Origin of the sequence: Klebsiella sp. P1CD1, from assembly GCF_003790505.1 — a bacterium.
Lineage (GTDB): Bacteria > Pseudomonadota > Gammaproteobacteria > Enterobacterales > Enterobacteriaceae > Klebsiella > Klebsiella variicola.
This window is the reverse complement of the sequence record NZ_CP033631.1, coordinates 460025-480599: the sequence shown is the minus strand read 5'-3', so window position 1 is coordinate 480599 and position 20575 is coordinate 460025. Positions and strand designations below refer to the sequence as shown.

28 protein-coding genes are annotated in these 20575 nt (G+C 54.2%); 7 read left to right on the top strand and 21 right to left on the bottom strand.

The genetic code is table 11. The annotated features are described in order from the left end of the window. Positions 1–2 precede the first annotated feature (2 nt). From rplW to DTA24_RS27880, 5 genes are all read right to left on the bottom strand, one after another. The gene (gene rplW / locus DTA24_RS02295) at positions 3–305 is read right to left on the bottom strand and encodes a 50S ribosomal protein L23 (RefSeq protein WP_000617546.1); all 303 of its coding nucleotides are present in this window, start codon (positions 303–305) and stop codon (positions 3–5) included. Then, positions 302–907: a 50S ribosomal protein L4 gene (gene rplD, locus DTA24_RS02290; protein ID WP_002919794.1), complete on the bottom strand. Its 606-nt coding sequence runs from the start codon at positions 905–907 to the stop codon at positions 302–304. The genes rplW and rplD overlap by 4 nt, the downstream gene beginning before the upstream one ends. A gap of 10 nt (positions 908–917) precedes the next feature. Continuing rightward, on the bottom strand, positions 918–1547 hold the full coding sequence (gene rplC / locus DTA24_RS02285) for a 50S ribosomal protein L3 (protein ID WP_002919796.1): 630 nt from the start codon (positions 1545–1547) through the stop codon (positions 918–920). A gap of 32 nt (positions 1548–1579) precedes the next feature. Continuing rightward, on the bottom strand, positions 1580–1891 hold the full coding sequence (gene rpsJ / locus DTA24_RS02280) for a 30S ribosomal protein S10 (protein ID WP_001181005.1): 312 nt from the start codon (positions 1889–1891) through the stop codon (positions 1580–1582). A gap of 209 nt (positions 1892–2100) precedes the next feature. Then, positions 2101–2259: a hypothetical protein gene (locus tag DTA24_RS27880; protein WP_153242722.1), complete on the bottom strand. Its 159-nt coding sequence runs from the start codon at positions 2257–2259 to the stop codon at positions 2101–2103. A gap of 13 nt (positions 2260–2272) precedes the next feature. Between DTA24_RS27880 and DTA24_RS02275 the strand changes: the two genes are divergently transcribed. After that, positions 2273–2758: a prepilin peptidase gene (locus tag DTA24_RS02275; RefSeq protein ID WP_070611430.1), complete on the top strand. Its 486-nt coding sequence runs from the start codon at positions 2273–2275 to the stop codon at positions 2756–2758. On the opposite strand, the gene bfr is transcribed toward DTA24_RS02275, so the two are convergent. The 11 genes from bfr to fkpA form a co-directional block, all read right to left on the bottom strand. Next, complete coding sequence (gene bfr, locus DTA24_RS02270) at positions 2742–3218, bottom strand: bacterioferritin (protein ID WP_004206792.1); 477 nt, start codon at positions 3216–3218, stop codon at positions 2742–2744. The genes DTA24_RS02275 and bfr overlap by 17 nt on opposite strands. Positions 3219–3291: 73 nt before the next feature. Continuing rightward, positions 3292–3486 (bottom strand): bacterioferritin-associated ferredoxin, encoded by a 195-nt coding sequence (bfd, locus tag DTA24_RS02265; protein WP_004152415.1) that lies wholly within the window; start codon positions 3484–3486, stop codon positions 3292–3294. Between the two features lie 179 nt (positions 3487–3665). Next, positions 3666–4850: an elongation factor Tu gene (gene tuf / locus DTA24_RS02260; RefSeq protein ID WP_012540432.1), complete on the bottom strand. Its 1185-nt coding sequence runs from the start codon at positions 4848–4850 to the stop codon at positions 3666–3668. Positions 4851–4919: 69 nt separating this feature from the next. Next, positions 4920–7034, bottom strand: coding sequence for an elongation factor G (fusA, locus tag DTA24_RS02255; protein WP_008807045.1), 2115 nt, complete (start codon positions 7032–7034; stop codon positions 4920–4922). Between the two features lie 96 nt (positions 7035–7130). Next, positions 7131–7601 (bottom strand): 30S ribosomal protein S7, encoded by a 471-nt coding sequence (rpsG, locus tag DTA24_RS02250; protein ID WP_008807044.1) that lies wholly within the window; start codon positions 7599–7601, stop codon positions 7131–7133. 96 nt (positions 7602–7697) lie between these two features. Then, on the bottom strand, positions 7698–8072 hold the full coding sequence (gene rpsL, locus DTA24_RS02245) for a 30S ribosomal protein S12 (protein WP_002920115.1): 375 nt from the start codon (positions 8070–8072) through the stop codon (positions 7698–7700). Positions 8073–8196: 124 nt separating this feature from the next. Continuing rightward, positions 8197–8484 (bottom strand): sulfurtransferase complex subunit TusB, encoded by a 288-nt coding sequence (gene tusB / locus DTA24_RS02240; protein ID WP_008807043.1) that lies wholly within the window; start codon positions 8482–8484, stop codon positions 8197–8199. A gap of 7 nt (positions 8485–8491) precedes the next feature. Continuing rightward, positions 8492–8851, bottom strand: a complete 360-nt coding sequence (gene tusC, locus DTA24_RS02235; RefSeq protein ID WP_012540431.1) for a sulfurtransferase complex subunit TusC — start codon at positions 8849–8851, stop codon at positions 8492–8494. Next, entirely contained in the window at positions 8851–9237 is a 387-nt protein-coding gene (gene tusD / locus DTA24_RS02230) for a sulfurtransferase complex subunit TusD (RefSeq protein WP_023298288.1), read from the bottom strand. The genes tusC and tusD overlap by 1 nt, the downstream gene beginning before the upstream one ends. Then, entirely contained in the window at positions 9237–9959 is a 723-nt protein-coding gene (locus DTA24_RS02225; RefSeq protein ID WP_002920130.1) for a transcriptional regulator, read from the bottom strand. Before DTA24_RS02225 ends, tusD begins: the two co-directional genes overlap by 1 nt. Before the next feature lie 168 nt (positions 9960–10127). Next, the gene (gene fkpA, locus DTA24_RS02215) at positions 10128–10958 is read right to left on the bottom strand and encodes an FKBP-type peptidyl-prolyl cis-trans isomerase (protein ID WP_022064590.1); all 831 of its coding nucleotides are present in this window, start codon (positions 10956–10958) and stop codon (positions 10128–10130) included. Positions 10959–11180: 222 nt separating this feature from the next. Here fkpA and DTA24_RS02210 point away from each other — a divergent pair, with 222 nt between their 5' ends. After that, entirely contained in the window at positions 11181–11399 is a 219-nt protein-coding gene (locus DTA24_RS02210) for a protein SlyX (RefSeq protein ID WP_002920136.1), read from the top strand. A gap of 58 nt (positions 11400–11457) precedes the next feature. Here DTA24_RS02210 and slyD read toward each other — a convergent pair whose 3' ends face one another. The 4 genes from slyD to kefG form a co-directional block, all read right to left on the bottom strand. After that, positions 11458–12042 (bottom strand): peptidylprolyl isomerase, encoded by a 585-nt coding sequence (gene slyD / locus DTA24_RS02205; RefSeq protein WP_104458985.1) that lies wholly within the window; start codon positions 12040–12042, stop codon positions 11458–11460. Between the two features lie 93 nt (positions 12043–12135). Continuing rightward, entirely contained in the window at positions 12136–12336 is a 201-nt protein-coding gene (locus DTA24_RS02200) for a YheV family putative zinc ribbon protein (protein WP_002920143.1), read from the bottom strand. Positions 12337–12347: 11 nt separating this feature from the next. Then, positions 12348–14153 (bottom strand): glutathione-regulated potassium-efflux system protein KefB, encoded by a 1806-nt coding sequence (gene kefB, locus DTA24_RS02195; RefSeq protein ID WP_110196536.1) that lies wholly within the window; start codon positions 14151–14153, stop codon positions 12348–12350. Then, a complete protein-coding gene (kefG, locus tag DTA24_RS02190; RefSeq protein ID WP_008807037.1) occupies positions 14140–14703 on the bottom strand; it encodes a glutathione-regulated potassium-efflux system ancillary protein KefG in 564 nt (187 codons plus the stop codon). The genes kefB and kefG overlap by 14 nt, the downstream gene beginning before the upstream one ends. 173 nt (positions 14704–14876) lie before the next feature. Here kefG and DTA24_RS02185 point away from each other — a divergent pair, with 173 nt between their 5' ends. From DTA24_RS02185 to DTA24_RS02165, 4 genes are all read left to right on the top strand, one after another. Further along, a complete protein-coding gene (locus tag DTA24_RS02185) occupies positions 14877–16781 on the top strand; it encodes an ABC transporter ATP-binding protein (protein WP_123836537.1) in 1905 nt (634 codons plus the stop codon). A gap of 225 nt (positions 16782–17006) precedes the next feature. Beyond that, positions 17007–18005, top strand: a complete 999-nt coding sequence (locus DTA24_RS02175; protein WP_162823400.1) for a hydrolase — start codon at positions 17007–17009, stop codon at positions 18003–18005. Next, complete coding sequence (locus DTA24_RS02170) at positions 18002–18220, top strand: YheU family protein (RefSeq protein ID WP_002920151.1); 219 nt, start codon at positions 18002–18004, stop codon at positions 18218–18220. The genes DTA24_RS02175 and DTA24_RS02170 overlap by 4 nt, the downstream gene beginning before the upstream one ends. Before the next feature lie 36 nt (positions 18221–18256). Further along, complete coding sequence (locus DTA24_RS02165; RefSeq protein WP_064180487.1) at positions 18257–19126, top strand: phosphoribulokinase; 870 nt, start codon at positions 18257–18259, stop codon at positions 19124–19126. A 55-nt stretch (positions 19127–19181) separates the two neighbouring features. On the opposite strand, the gene DTA24_RS02160 is transcribed toward DTA24_RS02165, so the two are convergent. Beyond that, complete coding sequence (locus tag DTA24_RS02160; protein WP_004202200.1) at positions 19182–19586, bottom strand: OsmC family protein; 405 nt, start codon at positions 19584–19586, stop codon at positions 19182–19184. Positions 19587–19892: 306 nt separating this feature from the next. Between DTA24_RS02160 and crp the strand changes: the two genes are divergently transcribed. Beyond that, complete coding sequence (gene crp, locus DTA24_RS02155; RefSeq protein ID WP_000242758.1) at positions 19893–20525, top strand: cAMP-activated global transcriptional regulator CRP; 633 nt, start codon at positions 19893–19895, stop codon at positions 20523–20525. The last annotated feature ends 50 nt before the right edge of the window (positions 20526–20575 follow it).

The window sequence follows — 20575 nt, the reverse complement described above, 5'->3', positions numbered from 1 at the left end:
ACTTACTCAGCGCCGCCAACGAAGTCCAGATTCTGGCCTTCCTTCAGGGTGACGTAAGCTTTTTTCCAGTCGCTACGACGACCGATACGCTGTCCGTGACGTTTAACTTTCCCTTTAACAACCAGGGTGTTAACGACTTCGACTTCGACTTCAAACAGTTTCTGCACAGCAGCTTTGATTTCTGCTTTGGTCGCGTCTTTAGCAACTTTGAGAACGATGGTGTTTGTTTTTTCCATCGCAGTAGACGCTTTTTCAGAAACGTGCGGTGCGCGCAGCACCTTCAGCAGACGTTCTTCACGAATCATGCCAGCATCTCCTCAACTTGCTTAACAGCATCAGCAGTCATTACGACTTTGTCGAAGGCGATCAGGCTAACCGGGTCGATACCGTTCGCATCACGTACGTCAACCTTGTGCAGGTTACGTGCGGCCAGGAACAGGTTCTCGTCCAGCTCACCGGTGATGATCAGCACATCTTCCAGAGCCATGTCTTTCAGTTTCTGTGCCAGCAGCTTAGTTTTCGGCGCTTCAACAGAGAACTTCTCGACAACGATCAGACGATCCTGACGTACCAGTTCGGACAGAATGCTTTTCAGCGCGCCGCGGTACATCTTCTTGTTAACTTTTTGACTGTGGTCCTGCGGACGAGCAGCGAAGGTCACGCCACCGGAACGCCAGATCGGGCTCTTGATAGAACCAGAACGCGCACGGCCGGTACCTTTCTGGCGCCACGGTTTTTTACCGGAGCCAGTGATTTCAGCACGAGTCTTCTGAGCACGAGTGCCCTGACGCGCACCAGCTGCATAAGCAACAACAACCTGGTGAACCAGCGCTTCGTTGAAATCACGACCGAAGGTAGTTTCGGAAACAGTCAGCGCGCTCTGCGCGTCTTTCAATACTAATTCCATTGCTATCTCCTCACGCCTTCACAGCTGGTTTAACGATCAGGTCGCTACCGGTAGCACCCGGGACAGCACCTTTAACCAGCAGCAGGTTGCGCTCAGCGTCAACACGTACTACGTCCAGGCTCTGAACGGTTACACGCTCATTACCCAGCTGACCTGCCATTTTCTTGCCTTTGAACACTTTGCCCGGAGTCTGGTTCTGACCGATAGAACCCGGAACGCGGTGAGACAAGGAGTTACCGTGAGTAGCGTCCTGGGTACGGAAGTTCCAGCGCTTAACGGTACCAGCAAAACCTTTACCTTTAGAGGTACCGGTTACGTCAACTTTTTTAACGTCAGCAAACAGTTCAACGCTAATGTTCTGACCTACGGTGAATTCTTCGCCGTCAGCAAGACGGAATTCCCACAGACCACGGCCAGCTTCAACGCCAGCTTTAGCGAAGTGACCCGCTTCCGGCTTGGTTACACGGTTAGCTTTTTTAGCACCGGTGGTAACCTGGATTGCGCGGTAGCCATCGTTAGCCAGGTCTTTAACCTGAGTAACGCGGTTTGCTTCAACTTCGATTACGGTTACTGGGATAGATACGCCATCTTCAGTGAAGATGCGGGTCATGCCCACTTTTTTACCGACTAAACCAATCATTGTTTCAACCTCTCAATCGCTCGATGACCTGATTAACCCAGGCTGATCTGCACGTCTACACCGGCAGCCAGATCCAGACGCATCAGAGCATCAACGGTTTTTTCAGTTGGCTCAACGATGTCAACCAGACGCTTGTGAGTGCGAATCTCGTACTGATCACGCGCGTCTTTGTTGACGTGCGGGGAGATCAGAACGGTAAAGCGCTCTTTGCGGGTCGGCAGCGGGATCGGACCACGGACTTGCGCACCAGTGCGCTTAGCAGTCTCGACGATTTCCGCGGTTGATTGATCGATCAGACGATGATCAAACGCTTTAAGGCGGATACGGATTCTTTGGTTCTGCATGAGACCAGAGCTCCAATTATTTTATAGACGAAATGATTACTCCTCATACCCATTACGATTGATGGGAGAGTGTAACCGTTCTTACATAGTCCCCCGATTGGGGACATTGTTTGATAGCAAAAAGCACTATCAGGGTTCATATCGAACCGGCTGTCAACTTTGACAGGCCCGCGCATTATACGCAAATTCTGGCACGACGCAAGCGCTGTTTAGAAAATCATCACCGGGATTTGCGCGTCTTCGCGATAGTGCGCTGTGCAAGCGCCGTAACGCTGCCAATAAATCCGCAAAGCGCCATCCACTCTCGAAAATTGCATTTTGCCCTGCGCCGAGCCGATAAGCATAGTGAGGCCATGTTCATTGCTCATCACGGGGTAACCTATGCTCGCCGCCCTCCCCTTCTTACTGTGCTATAGCGGATTGACGCTAGCATTATGTCAGCAGGACCTGCGTTACGGCTTGCTGCCAGACCGTTTCACCTGTCCCCTGCTATGGAGCGGCTTGCTTTTTTATCTCTGTCTGGCGCCGCATCAGCTCAACGAGGCTGTCTGGGGAGCACTAGCCGGCTATCTCTCGTTTGCCGCCCTTTATTGGCTATACCGCAGGGTCCGTGGGCATGAAGGATTAGGCTATGGCGATATAAAATATCTCGCCGCCCTTGGGGCCTGGCATGGCTGGCGAATGCTGCCGCAGCTGGTGCTGGTAGCGTCATTGCTCGCCAGCATGGCGTGGGTGATATTGGGACTGTCCGCCAGGTGCGGCGGCAACAGAAAATGGGAAAAGAATAACCCGCTGCCATTCGGGCCATTTCTGGCGGCAGCAGGTTTCTGGTGCGGGTGGCAAACGCTGGCTAATCTGACACTTTGATCTGCGACTGCAGGTAATTCTGCAGGCCAATTTTGCCAATGAGATCGAGTTCGGTTTCCAGCCAGTCGATATGGCCTTCTTCATCCGCCAGGATCTCAATCATCATATCGCGGCTGACATAGTCATGTACGCTGTCGGCATAGGCGATCGCTTCACGCAGGTTTTGCGCGCCTTCCAGCTCCAGGCGTAAATCTGACTGCAGCATCTCTTCCACATCTTCACCGATGCCAAGTTTGCCGAGATCCTGCAGATTAGGAATGCCTTCGAGGAAAAGAATACGCTCGATGTACTTATCGGCGTGCTTCATTTCATCAATTGATTCGTGGTACTCAATATCGTTGAGGCGCATCAGACCCCAGTTTTTGAACATTCTCGCATGGAGAAAGTACTGATTGATTGCGACCAGCTCATTTCCCAATAATTTATTGAGATAACTTATGATTTTGACATCACCTTTCATTATATAGTCCCTCCGCTTCCACTTATTGAAGCGTAGTCCGGCCTATAGGGATGTCAAAAGAGAAGCGCGGACTTCAGGCGATTTCTTTGAATTCCGGCATGGTGGTTAATTCATCTTCCATCACTTCACGTGCAGCTCGAACACACTTACCGCATTGATTTCCAACGGGAACAAACTTACGTAATTGCTGAAAAGATTGCGGTTGAAACTGGCGAACAACCTGGCGAATTTTTTTATCGCTAACGCCATTGCACAAACAAACGTACATATAAACTCCCGTTCAATTTATGCACAAATATTAAATGAGAATAGTTATGATTACAATAGACCATTTGCGCATTATCCGCCGCAGCGCACGTTATGAATGGTGTGTTGTACACGTTATTTCGCGGAACTGCGCGCAGCAAAAAGGGCGCCGAAGCGCCCTTTTTATTCGAAGCTAACGAATTAGCCCAGAACTTTAGCTACAACGCCCGCGCCAACGGTACGGCCGCCTTCACGGATTGCGAAACGCAGACCGTCGTCCATCGCGATCGGGTGGATCAGGGTAACAACCATTTTGATGTTGTCGCCCGGCATAACCATCTCTACGCCTTCCGGCAGTTCGATGGTGCCAGTCACGTCAGTAGTACGGAAATAGAACTGCGGACGGTAGCCTTTGAAGAACGGAGTATGACGGCCGCCTTCGTCTTTGGACAGGATGTACACTTCAGATTCGAACTTGGTGTGCGGCTTGATGCTGCCCGGCTTAGCCAGTACCTGACCACGTTCGATTTCTTCACGTTTGATACCACGCAGCAGAACACCAACGTTCTCACCAGCACGGCCTTCGTCCAGCAGTTTGCGGAACATTTCAACGCCAGTACAGGTGGTTTTCGCGGTATCTTTGATACCAACGATTTCAACTTCTTCACCGACTTTGATGATACCGCGCTCTACACGACCGGTAACAACGGTACCACGACCGGAGATGGAGAATACGTCTTCGATCGGCAGCAGGAACGGCTTGTCAATCGCACGCTCTGGTTCCGGGATATAGGTATCCAGGTGGCCAGCCAGTTCGATGATTTTCGCTTCCCACTCTGCGTCGCCTTCCAGCGCTTTCAGAGCAGAACCACGAACGATCGGGGTGTCGTCGCCCGGAAAATCGTACTGAGACAGCAGTTCACGAACTTCCATCTCAACCAGTTCCAGCAGCTCTTCGTCATCAACCATGTCGCATTTGTTCAGGAACACGATGATGTACGGAACGCCTACCTGACGACCCAGCAGGATGTGCTCACGAGTCTGCGGCATCGGGCCGTCAGTCGCAGCAACAACCAGGATCGCGCCGTCCATCTGCGCAGCACCGGTGATCATGTTTTTAACATAGTCGGCGTGGCCCGGGCAGTCTACGTGCGCGTAGTGGCGAGTCGGGGTGTCATATTCAACGTGAGAGGTGTTGATGGTGATACCACGAGCTTTTTCTTCCGGTGCGTTATCGATCTGGTCGAATGCACGAGCAGAACCACCGTAGGTTTTAGCCAGAACGGTAGTGATGGCAGCAGTCAGGGTAGTTTTACCATGGTCAACGTGGCCGATAGTACCAACGTTGACGTGCGGTTTTGTACGTTCAAATTTTTCTTTAGACACGGCTATATTCCTTACTATAGTGCTCTCCCCTTCGGAGAGAGCACGGGACTTAGGTTTTAATCCTGTGGATTATTTACCACGGGCTTCAATAACGGCCTGAGCAACGTTGTTCGGCGCATCATCATACTTCAGGAATTCCATGGTGTATGATGCACGACCTTTGGTCAGAGAACGCAGCTGAGTTGCATAACCGAACATTTCGGACAGCGGTACTTCAGCGTGGATCTTAACGCCGGTTACTTCGGATTCCTGACCGCGCAGCATACCGCGACGACGGCTCAAGTCACCGATAACGTCACCCGTGTTCTCTTCCGGAGTTTCTACTTCAACCTTCATGATCGGCTCAAGCAGAACTGGTTTTGCTTTCTTAAAGCCTTCTTTAAAGGCAATAGACGCAGCCAGTTTAAACGCCAGCTCAGAGGAGTCAACGTCGTGGTAAGAACCGAAGTGCAGACGGATACCCATATCAACTACCGGGTAACCTGCCAGCGGACCAGCTTTCAGCTGTTCCTGGATGCCTTTATCAACGGCCGGGATGTATTCGCCAGGAATTACACCACCTTTGATGTCGTTGATGAACTCGTAACCTTTCGGGTTAGAGCCCGGCTCCAGCGGGTACATGTCGATCACAACGTGACCGTACTGACCACGACCACCAGACTGCTTGGCGTGTTTACCTTCGATATCGGTAACTTTCGCGCGAATCGCTTCACGGTAAGCAACCTGAGGTTTACCGACGTTCGCTTCAACGTTGAATTCACGCTTCATACGGTCAACGATGATGTCGAGGTGCAGCTCACCCATACCGGCGATGATGGTCTGGTTAGACTCTTCGTCAGTCCATACGCGGAATGACGGGTCTTCTTTAGCCAGACGACCCAGAGCCAGACCCATTTTTTCCTGGTCAGCTTTGGTTTTCGGCTCAACGGCGATGGAGATTACCGGCTCAGGGAATTCCATACGCTCCAGAATGATCGGCGCATCCGGGTCACACAGGGTGTCACCAGTGGTTACGTCTTTCAGACCGATAGCAGCAGCGATGTCGCCCGCGCGAACTTCTTTGATCTCTTCACGTTTGTTAGCGTGCATCTGTACGATACGACCGAAACGCTCACGTGCAGCTTTCACGGAGTTCAGTACGGTATCACCAGAGTTAACCACACCGGAGTACACACGGAAGAAGGTCAGGTTACCAACAAACGGGTCGGTAGCGATTTTGAACGCCAGTGCAGAGAACGGCTCTTCGTCGCTTGCGTGACGCTCAGCCGGGGTATCTTTACCGTCGTCCAGAATACCGTTGATTGCCGGAACATCAACCGGGGATGGCAGGTAATCAATTACCGCATCCAGCATCGCCTGAACACCTTTGTTCTTGAACGCAGAACCGCAGGTTACCAGGATGATTTCGTTGTTCAGAACACGCTGACGCAGAGCTTTTTTGATCTCTTCTTCAGTCAGTTCTTCACCACCCAGGTATTTCTCCATCAGCTCTTCGGAAGCTTCCGCAGCGGACTCGATCAGGTTCTGGTGCCATTCGTCAGCCAGGTCCTGCATGTCAGCCGGGATATCTTCGTATTCGAAGGTAACGCCCTGGTCTGCATCGTTCCAGTTGATGGCTTTCATTTTCACCAGGTCAACAACACCGGTGAAACCTTCTTCAGCACCAATCGCCAGCTGCAGCGGAACCGGGTTCGCGCCCAGACGGGTTTTGATCTGACCAACAACTTTCAGGAAGTTCGCACCCATGCGGTCCATTTTGTTAACGAACGCAATGCGCGGAACTTTATATTTGTTTGCCTGACGCCATACGGTTTCAGACTGTGGCTGAACACCACCAACTGCGCAGTAAACCATTACCGCACCATCAAGAACACGCATGGAACGTTCTACTTCGATAGTGAAGTCAACGTGCCCCGGGGTGTCGATGATGTTTACACGGTGCGGTTCATACTGCTTAGCCATACCAGACCAGAATGCAGTAGTCGCAGCGGAAGTGATGGTGATACCACGTTCCTGCTCCTGCTCCATCCAGTCCATGGTAGCGGCGCCGTCATGAACTTCACCGATTTTGTGGTTTACACCGGTGTAGAACAGAATACGTTCGGTAGTAGTGGTTTTACCGGCGTCGATGTGCGCACTGATACCGATGTTACGGTAGCGTGCGATGGGTGTTGTACGAGCCATTTGATTCCTCGTTTATTTCTTTAGGCGTTCAGTTAAGTTATCCAGAGCGGGCGACTCATCTGAAGCGCCCGCCTGGTGACTATGACTCCGAAGGGATTACCAACGGTAGTGTGCGAACGCCTTGTTGGCTTCGGCCATACGGTGAACGTCTTCACGTTTCTTAACTGCAGTACCTTTGTTGTCTGCAGCATCAGTGAGTTCGTTCGCCAGGCGCAGAGCCATGGATTTATCACCGCGTTTACGAGCAGCTTCAACGATCCAACGCATTGCCAGAGCATTACGACGAACCGGACGAACTTCAACTGGAACCTGATAAGTAGAACCACCAACGCGGCGAGACTTAACTTCTACAGTCGGGCGCACGTTGTCGAGAGCGACTTCGAAAGCTTCCAGTTCATTTTTACCAGAGCGCTGAGCCAGGGTCTCCAGCGCGCTGTATACGATTGCTTCTGCAGTAGATTTTTTACCATCTACCATCAGGATATTGACAAATTTAGCCAGCAGTTCTGATCCGAACTTCGGATCCGGCAGAATTTTACGCTGACCAATGACGCGACGACGTGGCATGGAAATACTCCGTTGTTAATTCAGGATTGTCCAAAACTCTAAGAGTTTAGTATGACATTAAGGTAAATCAGTTTGGCCTTACTTAACGGAGAACCATTAAGCCTTAGGACGCTTCACGCCGTACTTGGAGCGAGCCTGCTTACGGTCTTTAACGCCGGAGCAGTCAAGCGCACCACGAACGGTGTGGTAACGAACACCCGGAAGGTCTTTAACACGACCGCCACGGATCAGGATCACGGAGTGCTCCTGCAGGTTGTGACCTTCACCACCGATGTAGGAGGTGACTTCGAAACCGTTAGTCAGACGCACACGGCAAACTTTACGCAGTGCGGAGTTCGGTTTCTTAGGAGTGGTGGTATATACGCGAGTACATACGCCACGTTTCTGCGGGCAGGCTTCCAGCGCAGGCACGTTGCTCTTTGCAACTTTGCGTGCGCGTGGTTTGCGTACCAGCTGGTTAATTGTTGCCATTAAATAGCTCCTGGTTTTAGCTTTTGCTTCGTAAACACGTAATAAATCGCCTCATATAATATGAGGACGCAGAATTTTAGGGCGGTGCCGAAAAGGTGTCAAGAAATATACAACGATCCCGCCATCACCAGGCCAGCTGACCGGCATGTTTTACCGTGAGTCTGACGAAATCAGTATAGCTAACCCTACCGACACTGTCCGCAATTTGACCAGCCAGCCCGCGGGCGTCAACGTCGTCTTGCAGCACATAGAGGGTTATGGGGGCGGATTGCAGGATCTCAAGGAAGCGACCGCCGGCGATGGCCGCCGTGACGCCATCAGACAGCAATAACAGATCGTCGCCGTGATCCATCACGCGAAGCATTGCTGCGATATCGGCATGCCAGGGAGAAACACTGAGCGTATGGAGCATGGGGGCCTCAGAAACGCAAAATCACATCAAATTCATGCAGACGGGCGCGCAGGGCATCCGGCGCCAGGCATTCGACATCCACCACCCACGGAGTAGCGGGGTCCAGACCGCGCTCCCGCGCGGAGTCGGCACACAGCCAGCACTGATCGATATCATACAGTGACAGCAGTTTAAAGGTGGCTATGTAGTCGCGAGCCAGCACTGCACCCGGCCGTTGATCGGGCAGCAGTTGAAAAACGCCGTCGCCTACAAAGAACACGCCAATCTCGTCGGTGAGCGCGGAGGTTGCTAATAAGGCATCGAGCCCTTCCCTGCCGGCGGCGCTGCCGTGCGGCGCGGAGGAAAAAATAAAAGCCACACGTTTCATCAGAACTGCACCATCCGATCGCAAGTGAGCGCGGCTTCCGCCAGCGCGCCGAGCCCGCTCAGCGTGAAACCCGGCTGCAAATTGTGGCTGGCCAGCGCGAGCTGTTGCGCTTCACGTTCGTCCGTTACGCCTCGACGTAAGGCTGCCGCCACGCAGATGTGCAATGCCACACCTTGTTTATCGTGCAGTGACTGCCATGCGCGCACCAGATCGAACTCATCGCTGGCGGGCGCCGTCAGCTGATTAGCGTTGAGTACGCCTTCGCGATAGAAAAAAACACATGCCAGTTCATGACCTTCCTGCAATACGGCCTGGGCAAACTGCCAGGCGCTGCTCGCCTGCTGGGTCCCATAGGCAGGGCCAGTCACCGTGAGGGCAAAACGCATTACTTATCCAGCCCCTGGAAATCGCCGCTCTTGAACTGGCGGATATAGAGGTAGACGGTATGCTTGGAGATATTCAGACGATCGGCCACCTGGTTAATGGCGTCTTTGATATCGAAGATCCCTTTTTCGTAGAGATTCAGCACGATTTGGCGGTTTTTCGCATTATTAGACACGCTGCGATCGGCGTTCACCTCTTCAATGGTGAATTCCAGCGTCTGCGCGACCAGATCGTCAACCGAGGAAGCAAAGTTCACCGGTGAGTTGACCTCCGGCGTTTCTGGCGGAATAAAGGTGCTCATGATCTGTGAAAAAGGCACATCCAGATTCATGTTGATGCACAGCAGACCGATCACCCGATGATCGCGATTGCGAATGGCAATCGTCACCGACTTCATCAGTACGCCGCTTTTGGCGCGGGTGAAGTAGCATTTGGAAACGCTGCTATCGGCGCCCGTCATATCGTGCAGCATGCGCAGCGCAAGATCGGTAATCGGTGAACCGATTTGGCGGCCGGTATGTTCACCATTGGCGATACGGATGGCAGAGCATTTAAGATCCTGCAAAGAATGCAGCACGATTTCACAGTGCGAACCGATGAGCATCGCCAACCCGTCCACCACCGCTTCATAAGATTTAAGGATATCGAAATCGGTCTGGTCAAAGGGACGTTGATCCAGCAGGTCAAGCTCGCTGGTTTCGTTGGTTAAAAGCGACCTGGACATGAAAAAAAGCACTCCTTTTCAGGAGCCTGTCGTTATTGTCAGGGCAGGCTCATCATCATTATTAAGCTATCTAAAGTAATACAGCGCCTGAGGATCTTTCCAGTTTTAATTATATCTGCGCTCAATAAAAAAGCCGCCGCCTCTGACGAGACGGCGGCCTGAACCCGATTACTTCTTAGCGTCAGCGTTCGCGTCTGCGGCTTTCGCGTCGCCAGCGGCTTCCGGCTGTGCATCCGCCTTCGGCGCCGGTTTGATATCCAGCAGTTCTACGTCAAAGACCAGCGTAGAGTTGGCCGGGATCCCCGGAACGCCGGTTTTGCCGTAAGCCAGATCCGGTGGAATGACCAGCTTGATTTTACCGCCTTTCTTGATGTTCTTCAGGCCTTCCGTCCAGCCCGGGATCACGCCGTCCAGGCGGAAAGAGAGCGGCTCACCGCGGGTATAAGAGTTATCAAACTCTTTACCGTCGATCAGGGTGCCTTTGTAGTTAACCACCACGGTGTCGCTGTCTTTCGGCGCATCACCAGTGCCTTCTTTCTCGACTTTATACAGTAGGCCAGTTTTCGAGGTTTTCACGCCCTTCTCTTTAGCAAAGCTATCGCGGAAGGTTTTGCCTTTGGCTTCGTTCTCAGTCGCGTCTTTTTCCATTTTCTGCTGAGCCGCGGTCTTCACGCGCGTTTCAAAGGCCTGCAGAGTCTGTTCGATCTCCTGGTCGGACAGCTTGCTCTTATCGGCAAACGCGTCCTGTACGCCGGCGATCAGCTGGGCTTTGTCCAGCTTAATGCCCAGCTTTTCTTGTTCTTTCAGGGAGTTTTCCATGTAACGCCCGAGAGACGCACCCAGTGCATAGGCGGATTTCTGATCGTCATTTTTAAATGCCGATTTACTCTCAGCCGCTGGGGCTGCCTTCGCCGCCGTATCTGCAGCAAAGGTCAGCGGTGCATTCAGGGCGACGGCCATTGTGGTCGCCAGCAGCGTTACTTTAAACAGTGATTTCATCCATTTCTCCAGGGCCGGGGCCTCTCACCCCAGGGTTATCGTAAAAAGCAAAAAACGTACTATAGAACGTTGCCGTTAAAATCTACATACGGACGTTCCTGAATATCGCCTCTTTTAGGACTATTTTTGTATGAATAAGTTTCCTGTCAGACGCAGCGATGCTGCGCGAAAAGAGAAACTTAAGTAGAATCCGCTCGCAGGATCAGACTAAAGAGGTTACCCATGCACGATAGCACATTAGAAACGCGCCTTGCAGAGCTGGAAAGCCGGCTGGCGTTTCAGGAAATCACCATCGAAGACCTCAATAAAACCGTGACCGCCCACGAGATAGAGATGGCGAAGATGCGGGAGCATATGCGTCTGATGATCGAGAAACTGAAGGCGACCCAACCGTCCCATATCGCCTCTCAGGCAGAAGAAACGCCGCCCCCCCATTATTGAGACGTAAAAAAAGCGGGTTTCCCCGCTTTTTTTGGCTATCCGCGCGAACGCGACGCCATTAGTGGCAACCGCAACCGCCGTTACCGCAACCACCTTTGCCGTGTTCATGGTCGTGACCATGATCGTGGCCGTGGCCGCCGCAGCAACCGTCATGACCATGGTCATGATCGTGGCCATGCGCGCCATGCACGTGACCATGCTCCAGCTCTTCAGCCGTTGCTTCACGAATAGCGACAACTTCCACATTGAACTTCAGATTCTGGCCAGCCAGCATGTGGTTGCCATCAACCACAACGTGGTCGTCTTCAACTTCAGTGATTTCTACCGGTACTGGGCCCTGATCGGTTTCCGCCAGGAAGCGCATACCAACCTGCAGTTCATCAACGCCCATAAAGACGTCTTTCGGTACACGCTGCACCAGGTTTTCGTCATACTGGCCGTAAGCGTCGTTAGCGCCGACGGCTACGTCAAATTTGTCGCCCACTTCGTGGCCATCCAGCGCGTTTTCCAGGCCGGAAATCAGGGAGCCGTGACCGTGCAGGTAATCCAGCGGCGCGCTTACCGGAGACTCATCAACCAACACACCGTCTTCTGTACGTACCTGATAGGCCAGGCTGACCACCAGGTCTTTTGCTACTTTCATGATATCTCCTGAGATGGGAAGAATAGTGGCGCAGATTGTAGCGGAATTCTGCAGCCGTGTACCCTCTAGCTTAAAAAAAGCCGACGGATAACGCTAGTCGGGATGAAAAATGCCAATCACCTGCTCCTCTTTGCGTACATGCTCACGGGCCTCTTTATCCGCCTCACGCATCTGATGACCGCACTTAACGCATTCAACGACATCGACATTATTCTCACGCCACATCGCCAGCGAATCCTGCGCCTGGCACGCCGGACATTTCGCCCCGGCAATAAAACGTTTACGCACTGCCATATGATTTACCTTTATTCAAACTCGTCCCAGCCGTCCAGCTGCCGGCTTTCTTTCTGCATTTCACGCTGAAAAATCTCTTCCAGTTCGCGTCGGGCTTCCCGCACGCGAGATACCTGTACCGTATCAGTATGCACTGGCATTAACTCGCGCAGCATTCGCATATCGAGCCGTCGGAAGTGCAGTTGCGCGCGCTGGGCCTGGTGAGGATGCATCCCCAGGGTGATGAGCGCTTTGCGCCCCAGTTCCAGTGCACTGGAAAAGGTTTCACGAGAAAACTGCGTCACACCGGCCTGCAGCAGCTCATGCGCCTCAACGCGACCGCGAGCGCGGGCCAGAATATGCAGATGTGGAAAATGTTGTTGACACATTTCCACCAGCCGCATGGTGTCTTCTGGCTCATTACAGGTGATGACGATCGACTGCGCCTCTTCCGCTCCCGCCGAGCGCAGCAGCTCCAGCTGGGTGGCATCGCCAAAATAGACTTTATAGCCATAGTTACGCATCAGATTCACCGCGCTGATGTCCCGCTCCAGCACCGTAATACGCATCTTATTGGCCATCAGCAGGCGACCGATAACCTGACCAAAGCGACCAAACCCGACAATAATCACCTGCGGCTTGTCATCCTCCACCCACGGCGCCTCATCGGTATCATCTGCCGGATTCAGCCGTCGCGACAATAGCTTATCTATCCCCTTCATCAGCAGCGGCGTCGTCATCATCGACAACGTCACCGCCACCAGCAGCAGCGCCATCTGGTCATGCTGGAACAACCGCTGAGAGGCGGGCAGCGAAAAGAGGACAAACGCGAACTCACCGCCCTGGCTTAATACGCCCGCGAACTGCATCCGCTCTGAACTTCGCAGGCCATAGAAGCGGGCCAGGAGATAGAGCACCAGCATTTTTACCGCCACCAGCACCGCCACGCTCACCGCCACCCACAGCAGATGGGTATACAGCACGCCAAGGTTCAGCGCCATGCCGACGGAGATAAAGAACAGCCCGAGCAGCAGCCCCTTGAACGGATCGATAGCGATTTCCAGTTCGTGGCGATACTCGCTTTCCGCCAGCAGCACGCCGGCGATAAAGGTACCCAGCGCCATCGACAACCCCAGCGCCTCCATAAACAGCGCCGACCCAAGGACCAGCAGTAGCGTGGCGGCAGTAAAGACTTCCCTGACCCCCGAGCTGGCGATAAAGCGGAACACCGGCCGCAGCAGATAGCGTCCGCCAATCAGCATCCCGGCAAAGGCCAGGACCTTCATACCGACCGTCAGCCAGTTAACATGCTCATCCACTGAACCGGCCAGCAGGGGCACCAGCGCCAGCGCCGGGATCACCGCCAGATCCTGAAACAGCAGGACCGAAAAGCCTAACTGCCCCGATTCGCTGCGGCTCATTCCCTTCTCACGCATCAGCTGCAGCGCCATGGCGGTGGAAGACATCGCCAGGCCGATCCCGCCGACCACCGCCGCCTGCCATGAAAACCCGGTCGTCATCAGCAGACCGCCGAGGATCGCCGCGCTGAGCATCACCTGCGCCGCGCCAACGCCGAAGATGGAGCTTCGCAGCCGCCATAGCTTGGCCGGATTAAGCTCCAGGCCGATGATAAACATCAGAAACACTACACCGAGCTCAGAGAAATGGAGAATTTCATCCACATCGCTGATAAACCCAAGTCCCCACGGGCCAATCGCAATGCCGGCCAGCAGATAGCCCAGCACCGCGCCAATACCCAATCTTGAGGCCAGAGGTACGGCAATAACGGCGGCGAACAAAAAAAGAACGCCCGCCAGCAGCAAATCAGATCCCGCCATGTATACCTCCGGCGGTAAGGGGATTGGCCAGCCAGTCCCGGTAGGCCCGAGCGCGGCTACGCAATTCCTCTGGCTGTTGCCGCCGGGCCCAGTAGACAATAATGGGGCTCATCCAGTGCATACGGCACATGCCGGCGGTCAGTTCAAAAGGACGTAAAATATCGTTCATCGGATAGCGATTGGCATCGCGACGGTAGGCGCTCTCAGGTTCGCCGGTGGTGATCACACTACGCCAGTACTTTCCCGCCAGTTCGTTCCCCCCGGCACCGCTGGCGAAGCCGCGGCTTAACACACGATCCAGCCACTCCTTGAGCAGCGCCGGACAGCTCCAGGTATATAAAGGATGCTGGAAAACAATCACCTCATGCTGGCGCAGCAGGTCCTGTTCATGAGCGATATCGATAAAAAAATCCGGATAGTGCGCGTAAAGATCGTGCACAGTGACGTTCGGCAACTGTAAGGCCGGCTCTAATAAAACCCGGTTGGCCACGGAATCATGAGATTCTGGGTGGGCATACAGCAGCAACACTTTCGCTGTCTGAGACATCATTCCCCTCCCGTAGGTCTTCTGGCGGCCTGCGCAGCCCCGGTGTTCTGACACCGCCAGAATGACTTTGTGTATCGTCTTCGTTTTGGGCTACCATGGCGGCCCGGTGAAGCGATTCGCTTCCACACTACATTATCATAATGACAAATTAACATAGTCTGAACATACGGCGCCTTATGATTGTTTTCTCCTCGTTACAAATTCGTCGCGGCGTACGCGTCCTGCTGGACAACGCCACCGCTACCATCAACCCTGGCCAAAAGGTCGGTCTGGTGGGGAAAAACGGCTGCGGGAAATCGACGCTGCTATCGCTTTTGAAAAACGAGATAAGCGCTGACGGCGGCAGTATGACCTTTCCAGGCAGCTGGCAGCTGGCATGGGTGAATCAGGAAACCCCGGCGCTGCCTCAGCCGGCTATCGATTATGTTATTGATGGCGATCGTGAATACCGCCAGCTGGAAGCCGCGCTCCAGCAGGCAAATGAGCGCAACGACGGCCATGCCATCGCCACGGTCCACGGCAAGCTGGACGCCATCGACGCCTGGACCATCCGTTCGCGCGCTGCCAGCCTGCTGCACGGTCTGGGATTCAGCAACGAACAGCTGGAGCGGCCGGTCAGCGATTTTTCCGGCGGCTGGCGTATGCGCCTTAACCTCGCCCAGGCGCTGATTTGCCGCTCCGATCTGCTGCTGCTCGATGAACCGACTAACCACCTCGACCTCGATGCCGTCATCTGGCTCGAAAAATGGCTTAAGGGTTACACAGGGACGCTGATCCTGATCTCCCACGATCGCGATTTTCTCGATCCTATCGTCGACAAAATTATCCATATCGAACAGCAGACGATGTTTGAGTACACCGGTAACTACAGCTCGTTCGAAGTGCAGCGCGCTACCCGTCTCTCTCAGCAGCAGGCGATGTACGAAAGCCAGCAGCAGCGCGTTGCGCATCTGCAAAGCTATATCGACCGCTTCCGCGCTAAGGCCACCAAGGCCAAGCAGGCGCAAAGCCGTATCAAAATGCTCGAACGGATGGAGCTTATCGCCCCGGCGCACGTAGATAACCCATTCCACTTCAGTTTCCGCCAGCCAGAGAGTCTACCTAACCCGCTGCTGAAGATGGAGAAAGTCAGCGCCGGCTACGGCGAGCGTATTATCCTCGACTCCATCAAGCTCAATCTGGTGCCGGGCTCGCGCATCGGCCTGCTGGGCCGCAACGGCGCCGGGAAGTCGACGCTGATTAAGCTGCTGGCAGGTGAACTCCAGCCGGTGAGCGGCGAGATCGGCCTCGCAAAAGGTATCAAGTTCGGCTACTTTGCCCAGCATCAGCTTGAGTTCCTGCGTGCCGATGAATCGCCGCTGCAGCACCTGGCTCGCCTGGCGCCGCAGGAGCTGGAACAAAAGCTGCGTGATTATCTGGGCGGCTTTGGTTTCCAGGGCGATAAGGTCAGCGAAGAGACCCGCCGCTTCTCTGGTGGAGAAAAAGCGCGCCTGGTACTGGCCCTGATCGTCTGGCAGCGCCCTAACCTGCTGCTGCTCGATGAACCGACCAACCACCTTGACCTCGATATGCGTCAGGCCTTAACCGAAGCGCTGATCGACTTTGAAGGGGCGCTGGTTGTCGTGTCGCACGATCGTCACCTGATCCGTTCCACCACCGACGATCTGTACCTCGTCCATGACGGTAAAGTCGAGCCGTTCGACGGCGATCTGGAAGATTATCAGCAGTGGCTCAGCGATTCGCAAAAACAGGAATCACAGAGCAGCGACGCGCCAAAAGAGAGCGGCAACAGCGCCCAGGCGCGCAAGGACCAGAAGCGTCGGGAAGCGGAACTGCGCAGCCAGACCCAACCGCTGCGCAAAGAGATCGCCCGTCTGGAAAAAGAGATGGACAAGCTCAACGCGCAGTTGGCCAGTGCGGAAGAAAAACTTGGCGACAGTGAGCTTTATGACGCCTCACGTAAAGCCGAACTAACCGAATGCCTGCAGCAGCAGGCCAGCGCGAAGTCCGGGCTGGAGGAGTGTGAAATGGCCTGGCTGGAGGCCCAGGAGCAGCTGGAGCAGATGCTTCAGGAAGGCTAATATTGACTTCCTCATCCTGCCTGCGCGTACGATGCCGCTGGCAGGGTGGGTTTCTGCCCTCTCCATGGCCTGCCATCAGTGACATCAATGATTTGTTTTTGCTGTAACCTGGCGTCGCTGGCCACAAGACCACATATTGGCTAACCCCTGTGCGCCCTGCGCGGTATAGTCATCATCACGTTTATTAATTGTTCTGGTGCTATGGTTGAAATCATCCCCACAGACATGACGCCCCCCGAAAACGATTCGCGTGAGTTCCATCCGATGCGCGGCGTGGGCAATCGTCATCTGCAAACCATGCTGCCGCGGCTGATCCGCCGTAAATTGCGCTTTACCCCGCACTGGCAGCGCCTTGAGCTGCCAGACGGCGATTTTGTCGATCTGGCCTGGAGCGAAGACCCGCATCAGGCGCGCCATAAGCCGCGCCTCGTCGTCTTTCATGGTCTCGAAGGAAGCCTGCACAGCCCGTACGCCCATGGTCTGATCCACGCGGCGATGCAGCGCGACTGGCTGGGCGTGGTTATGCATTTCCGCGGCTGCAGCGGCGAACCTAACCGCAATAACCGCATCTATCACTCCGGCGAAACAGAAGATGGCACCTGGTTTCTGCACTGGCTACAGCGCGAGTTTGGCCCCGCGCCGACCGCGGCCGTCGGCTATTCACTGGGCGGCAATATGCTGGGCTGCCTGCTGGCAGAAGAAGGCGACCGCTGCCCGCTGGATGCGGCGGTGATCGTCTCCGCGCCTTTTATGCTGGAAGCCTGCAGCTATCATATGGATAAGGGCTTCTCGCGGGTTTATCAGCGCTATCTGCTCAATCTGTTAAAAGCCAATGCCTCACGCAAGCTGAAAGCGTATCCTGGCTCACTGCCTGTCGATTTACGCCAGCTTAAAGGGATGCGCCGCATCCGGGAATTTGACGATATGATCACCGCCAAAATCCATGGTTTCGCCGATGCGCTGGATTATTACCGGCAATGCAGCGCCATGCCGCGGCTCAGCGATATCACTAAGCCAACGCTCATCATTCACGCGAAAGACGATCCATTTATGGATCACCACTCCATACCACCGCAGGAGCAACTGCCGGCGAACGTTGAGTATCAATTAACTGAGCAAGGCGGCCACGTTGGTTTCGTCGGCGGCACCCTGCGTAAGCCGGAGATGTGGCTGGAAAGACGCATCCCGGACTGGTTAAACCGTTGGCTGGAGGCCCCCGTATGATTATTCCCTGGCAGGATCTGGATCCCGAAACGCTGGATAACCTGATTGAAAGCTTTGTGTTACGTGAAGGCACCGATTATGGTGAACATGAACGTTCACTTGCCGATAAAGTCGCCGATGTAAAACAGCAGTTGAAACGCGGAGAGGCGGTTCTTGTGTGGTCGGAACTGCATGAGACGGTCAATATTATGCCGCGTGCGCTGTTTAACGGCTAAGGCGACGCCACTACATCGTTTAACCAGGGAGTTGTTATGTCTGCCAAACATCCGGTGATCGCCGTCACGGGCTCCAGCGGCGCGGGCACTACCACCACCAGCCTTGCCTTTCGCAAAATCTTCGCGCAGCTAAACCTGCACGCCGCGGAGGTGGAAGGCGATAGCTTTCATCGCTACACCCGCCCGGAAATGGACATGGCGATCCGCAAGGCGCGGGATCAGGGCAAACATATCAGCTACTTTGGCCCGGAGGCGAACGATTTTGGCCTGCTGGAGCAGACCTTTGTCGACTATGGCCGCCACGGAACAGGCCAGTCGCGGAAATACCTGCACACCTATGACGAAGCCGTACCGTGGAATCAGGTGCCAGGGACTTTCACCCCCTGGCAGCCGCTGCCGGAGCCGACAGACGTACTGTTCTATGAGGGGCTGCACGGCGGGGTTGTCACGCCGCATCATGATGTCGCCAGCCATGTCGACCTGCTGGTCGGCGTAGTGCCTATCGTTAACCTCGAGTGGATCCAAAAGCTTATTCGCGACACCAGCGAGCGCGGCCACTCCCGGGAGGCGGTGATGGACTCAGTCGTCCGCTCGATGGAAGACTACATCAACTTCATTACCCCGCAATTTTCCCGCACCCATATCAACTTTCAGCGCGTGCCGACGGTAGACACTTCCAACCCGTTTGCCGCGAAAACTATTCCCTCGCTGGACGAGAGCTTTGTGGTGATCCATTTCCGTAACCTGCAGAATATCGACTTCCCCTGGCTGCTGGCGATGCTGCAGGGGTCGTTTATCTCGCACATGAACACGCTGGTGGTGCCGGGCGGTAAAATGGGGCTGGCGATGGAGCTTATCATGACGCCGCTGGTCGAGCGCCTGATGGAAGGCCGCAAGATCGGCTAACAGAAAAAACCCCGGCCAGGCCGGGGTTGAGATGCTTCACAACGGCAGGCGAAGACTACGCCTCGATCACTTCATAGGAGTGGGTGATCTTCACTGCTTTTTCCAGCATCAGCGCCACCGAGCAGTATTTCTCTGCCGACAGATCCACCGCCCGGGAGACCGCGGCATCTTTCAGCGCCTTACCGGTGACGATAAAGTGCAGATTAATATGCGTAAACAGACGCGGCGCCTCTTCGCGGCGCTCCGACGTCAGCTTCACTTCGCAGTTGGTCACCTCATGGCGACCTTTTTGCAGAATAGAAACCACATCGATCGCACTGCAACCGCCCGCCGCCATCAGCACCATCTCCATCGGGCTGGGTGCCTTATCCCCGGAGTTGCCATCCATCAGAATCTGGTGTCCTGACGCGGACTCCCCGATAAAGGTTAACCCTTCAACCCATTTCACACGCGCTTGCATAAAATTTAACTCCAGTATCGCAATTTTCCTGTCAGATTACGCGCACATAACAATTCTCGCAACGGAAGGCGACCTGCGTCATGCTGAAGCGAGACACCAGGAGACATGCGGCGAAAGCTATGCTAAAACAGTCTGGATGCTACAGTATTACATTGATGTACTGCATGTATGCAGAGGAGTTCACATTACGGGCTGTCGAAAAATCATCAGCCAGCTTCCCAGGTATAGGGAAACAATACGATTGCATGCCCGGACGCCGTGTAGTGTCGGCGCCCGGAGATAGCTTATAACAGAGGATAACCGCGCATGGTGCTTGGCAAACCGCAAACAGACCCTACCCTTGAATGGTTCTTGTCTCATTGCCACATTCATAAGTACCCATCAAAGAGCACGCTGATCCACCAGGGTGAAAAAGCAGAAACGCTGTACTACATCGTTAAAGGCTCCGTGGCTGTACTCATCAAGGATGAAGAAGGTAAAGAGATGATCCTCTCCTACCTCAACCAGGGCGATTTCATCGGTGAATTAGGCCTGTTTGAAGAGGGTCAGGAGCGTAGCGCCTGGGTACGGGCGAAAACCGCATGTGAAGTGGCCGAAATCTCTTATAAGAAATTCCGTCAGCTGATCCAGGTTAACCCGGACATTCTGATGCGTCTCTCTTCGCAAATGGCTCGCCGTCTGCAGGTCACGTCTGAGAAAGTGGGCAACCTCGCCTTCCTCGACGTGACGGGCCGTATCGCCCAGACGCTGCTGAACCTGGCGAAGCAACCTGATGCCATGACCCACCCGGACGGTATGCAAATTAAAATTACCCGTCAGGAAATTGGTCAGATCGTCGGCTGCTCTCGTGAAACGGTTGGCCGTATTTTGAAAATGCTGGAAGATCAGAACCTGATTTCCGCACACGGTAAAACTATCGTCGTCTACGGCACCCGTTAAGTTGCTAAGCGGCGTATTGCTCCTGCAGTACGCCGTTTTTGTTTTTCCCT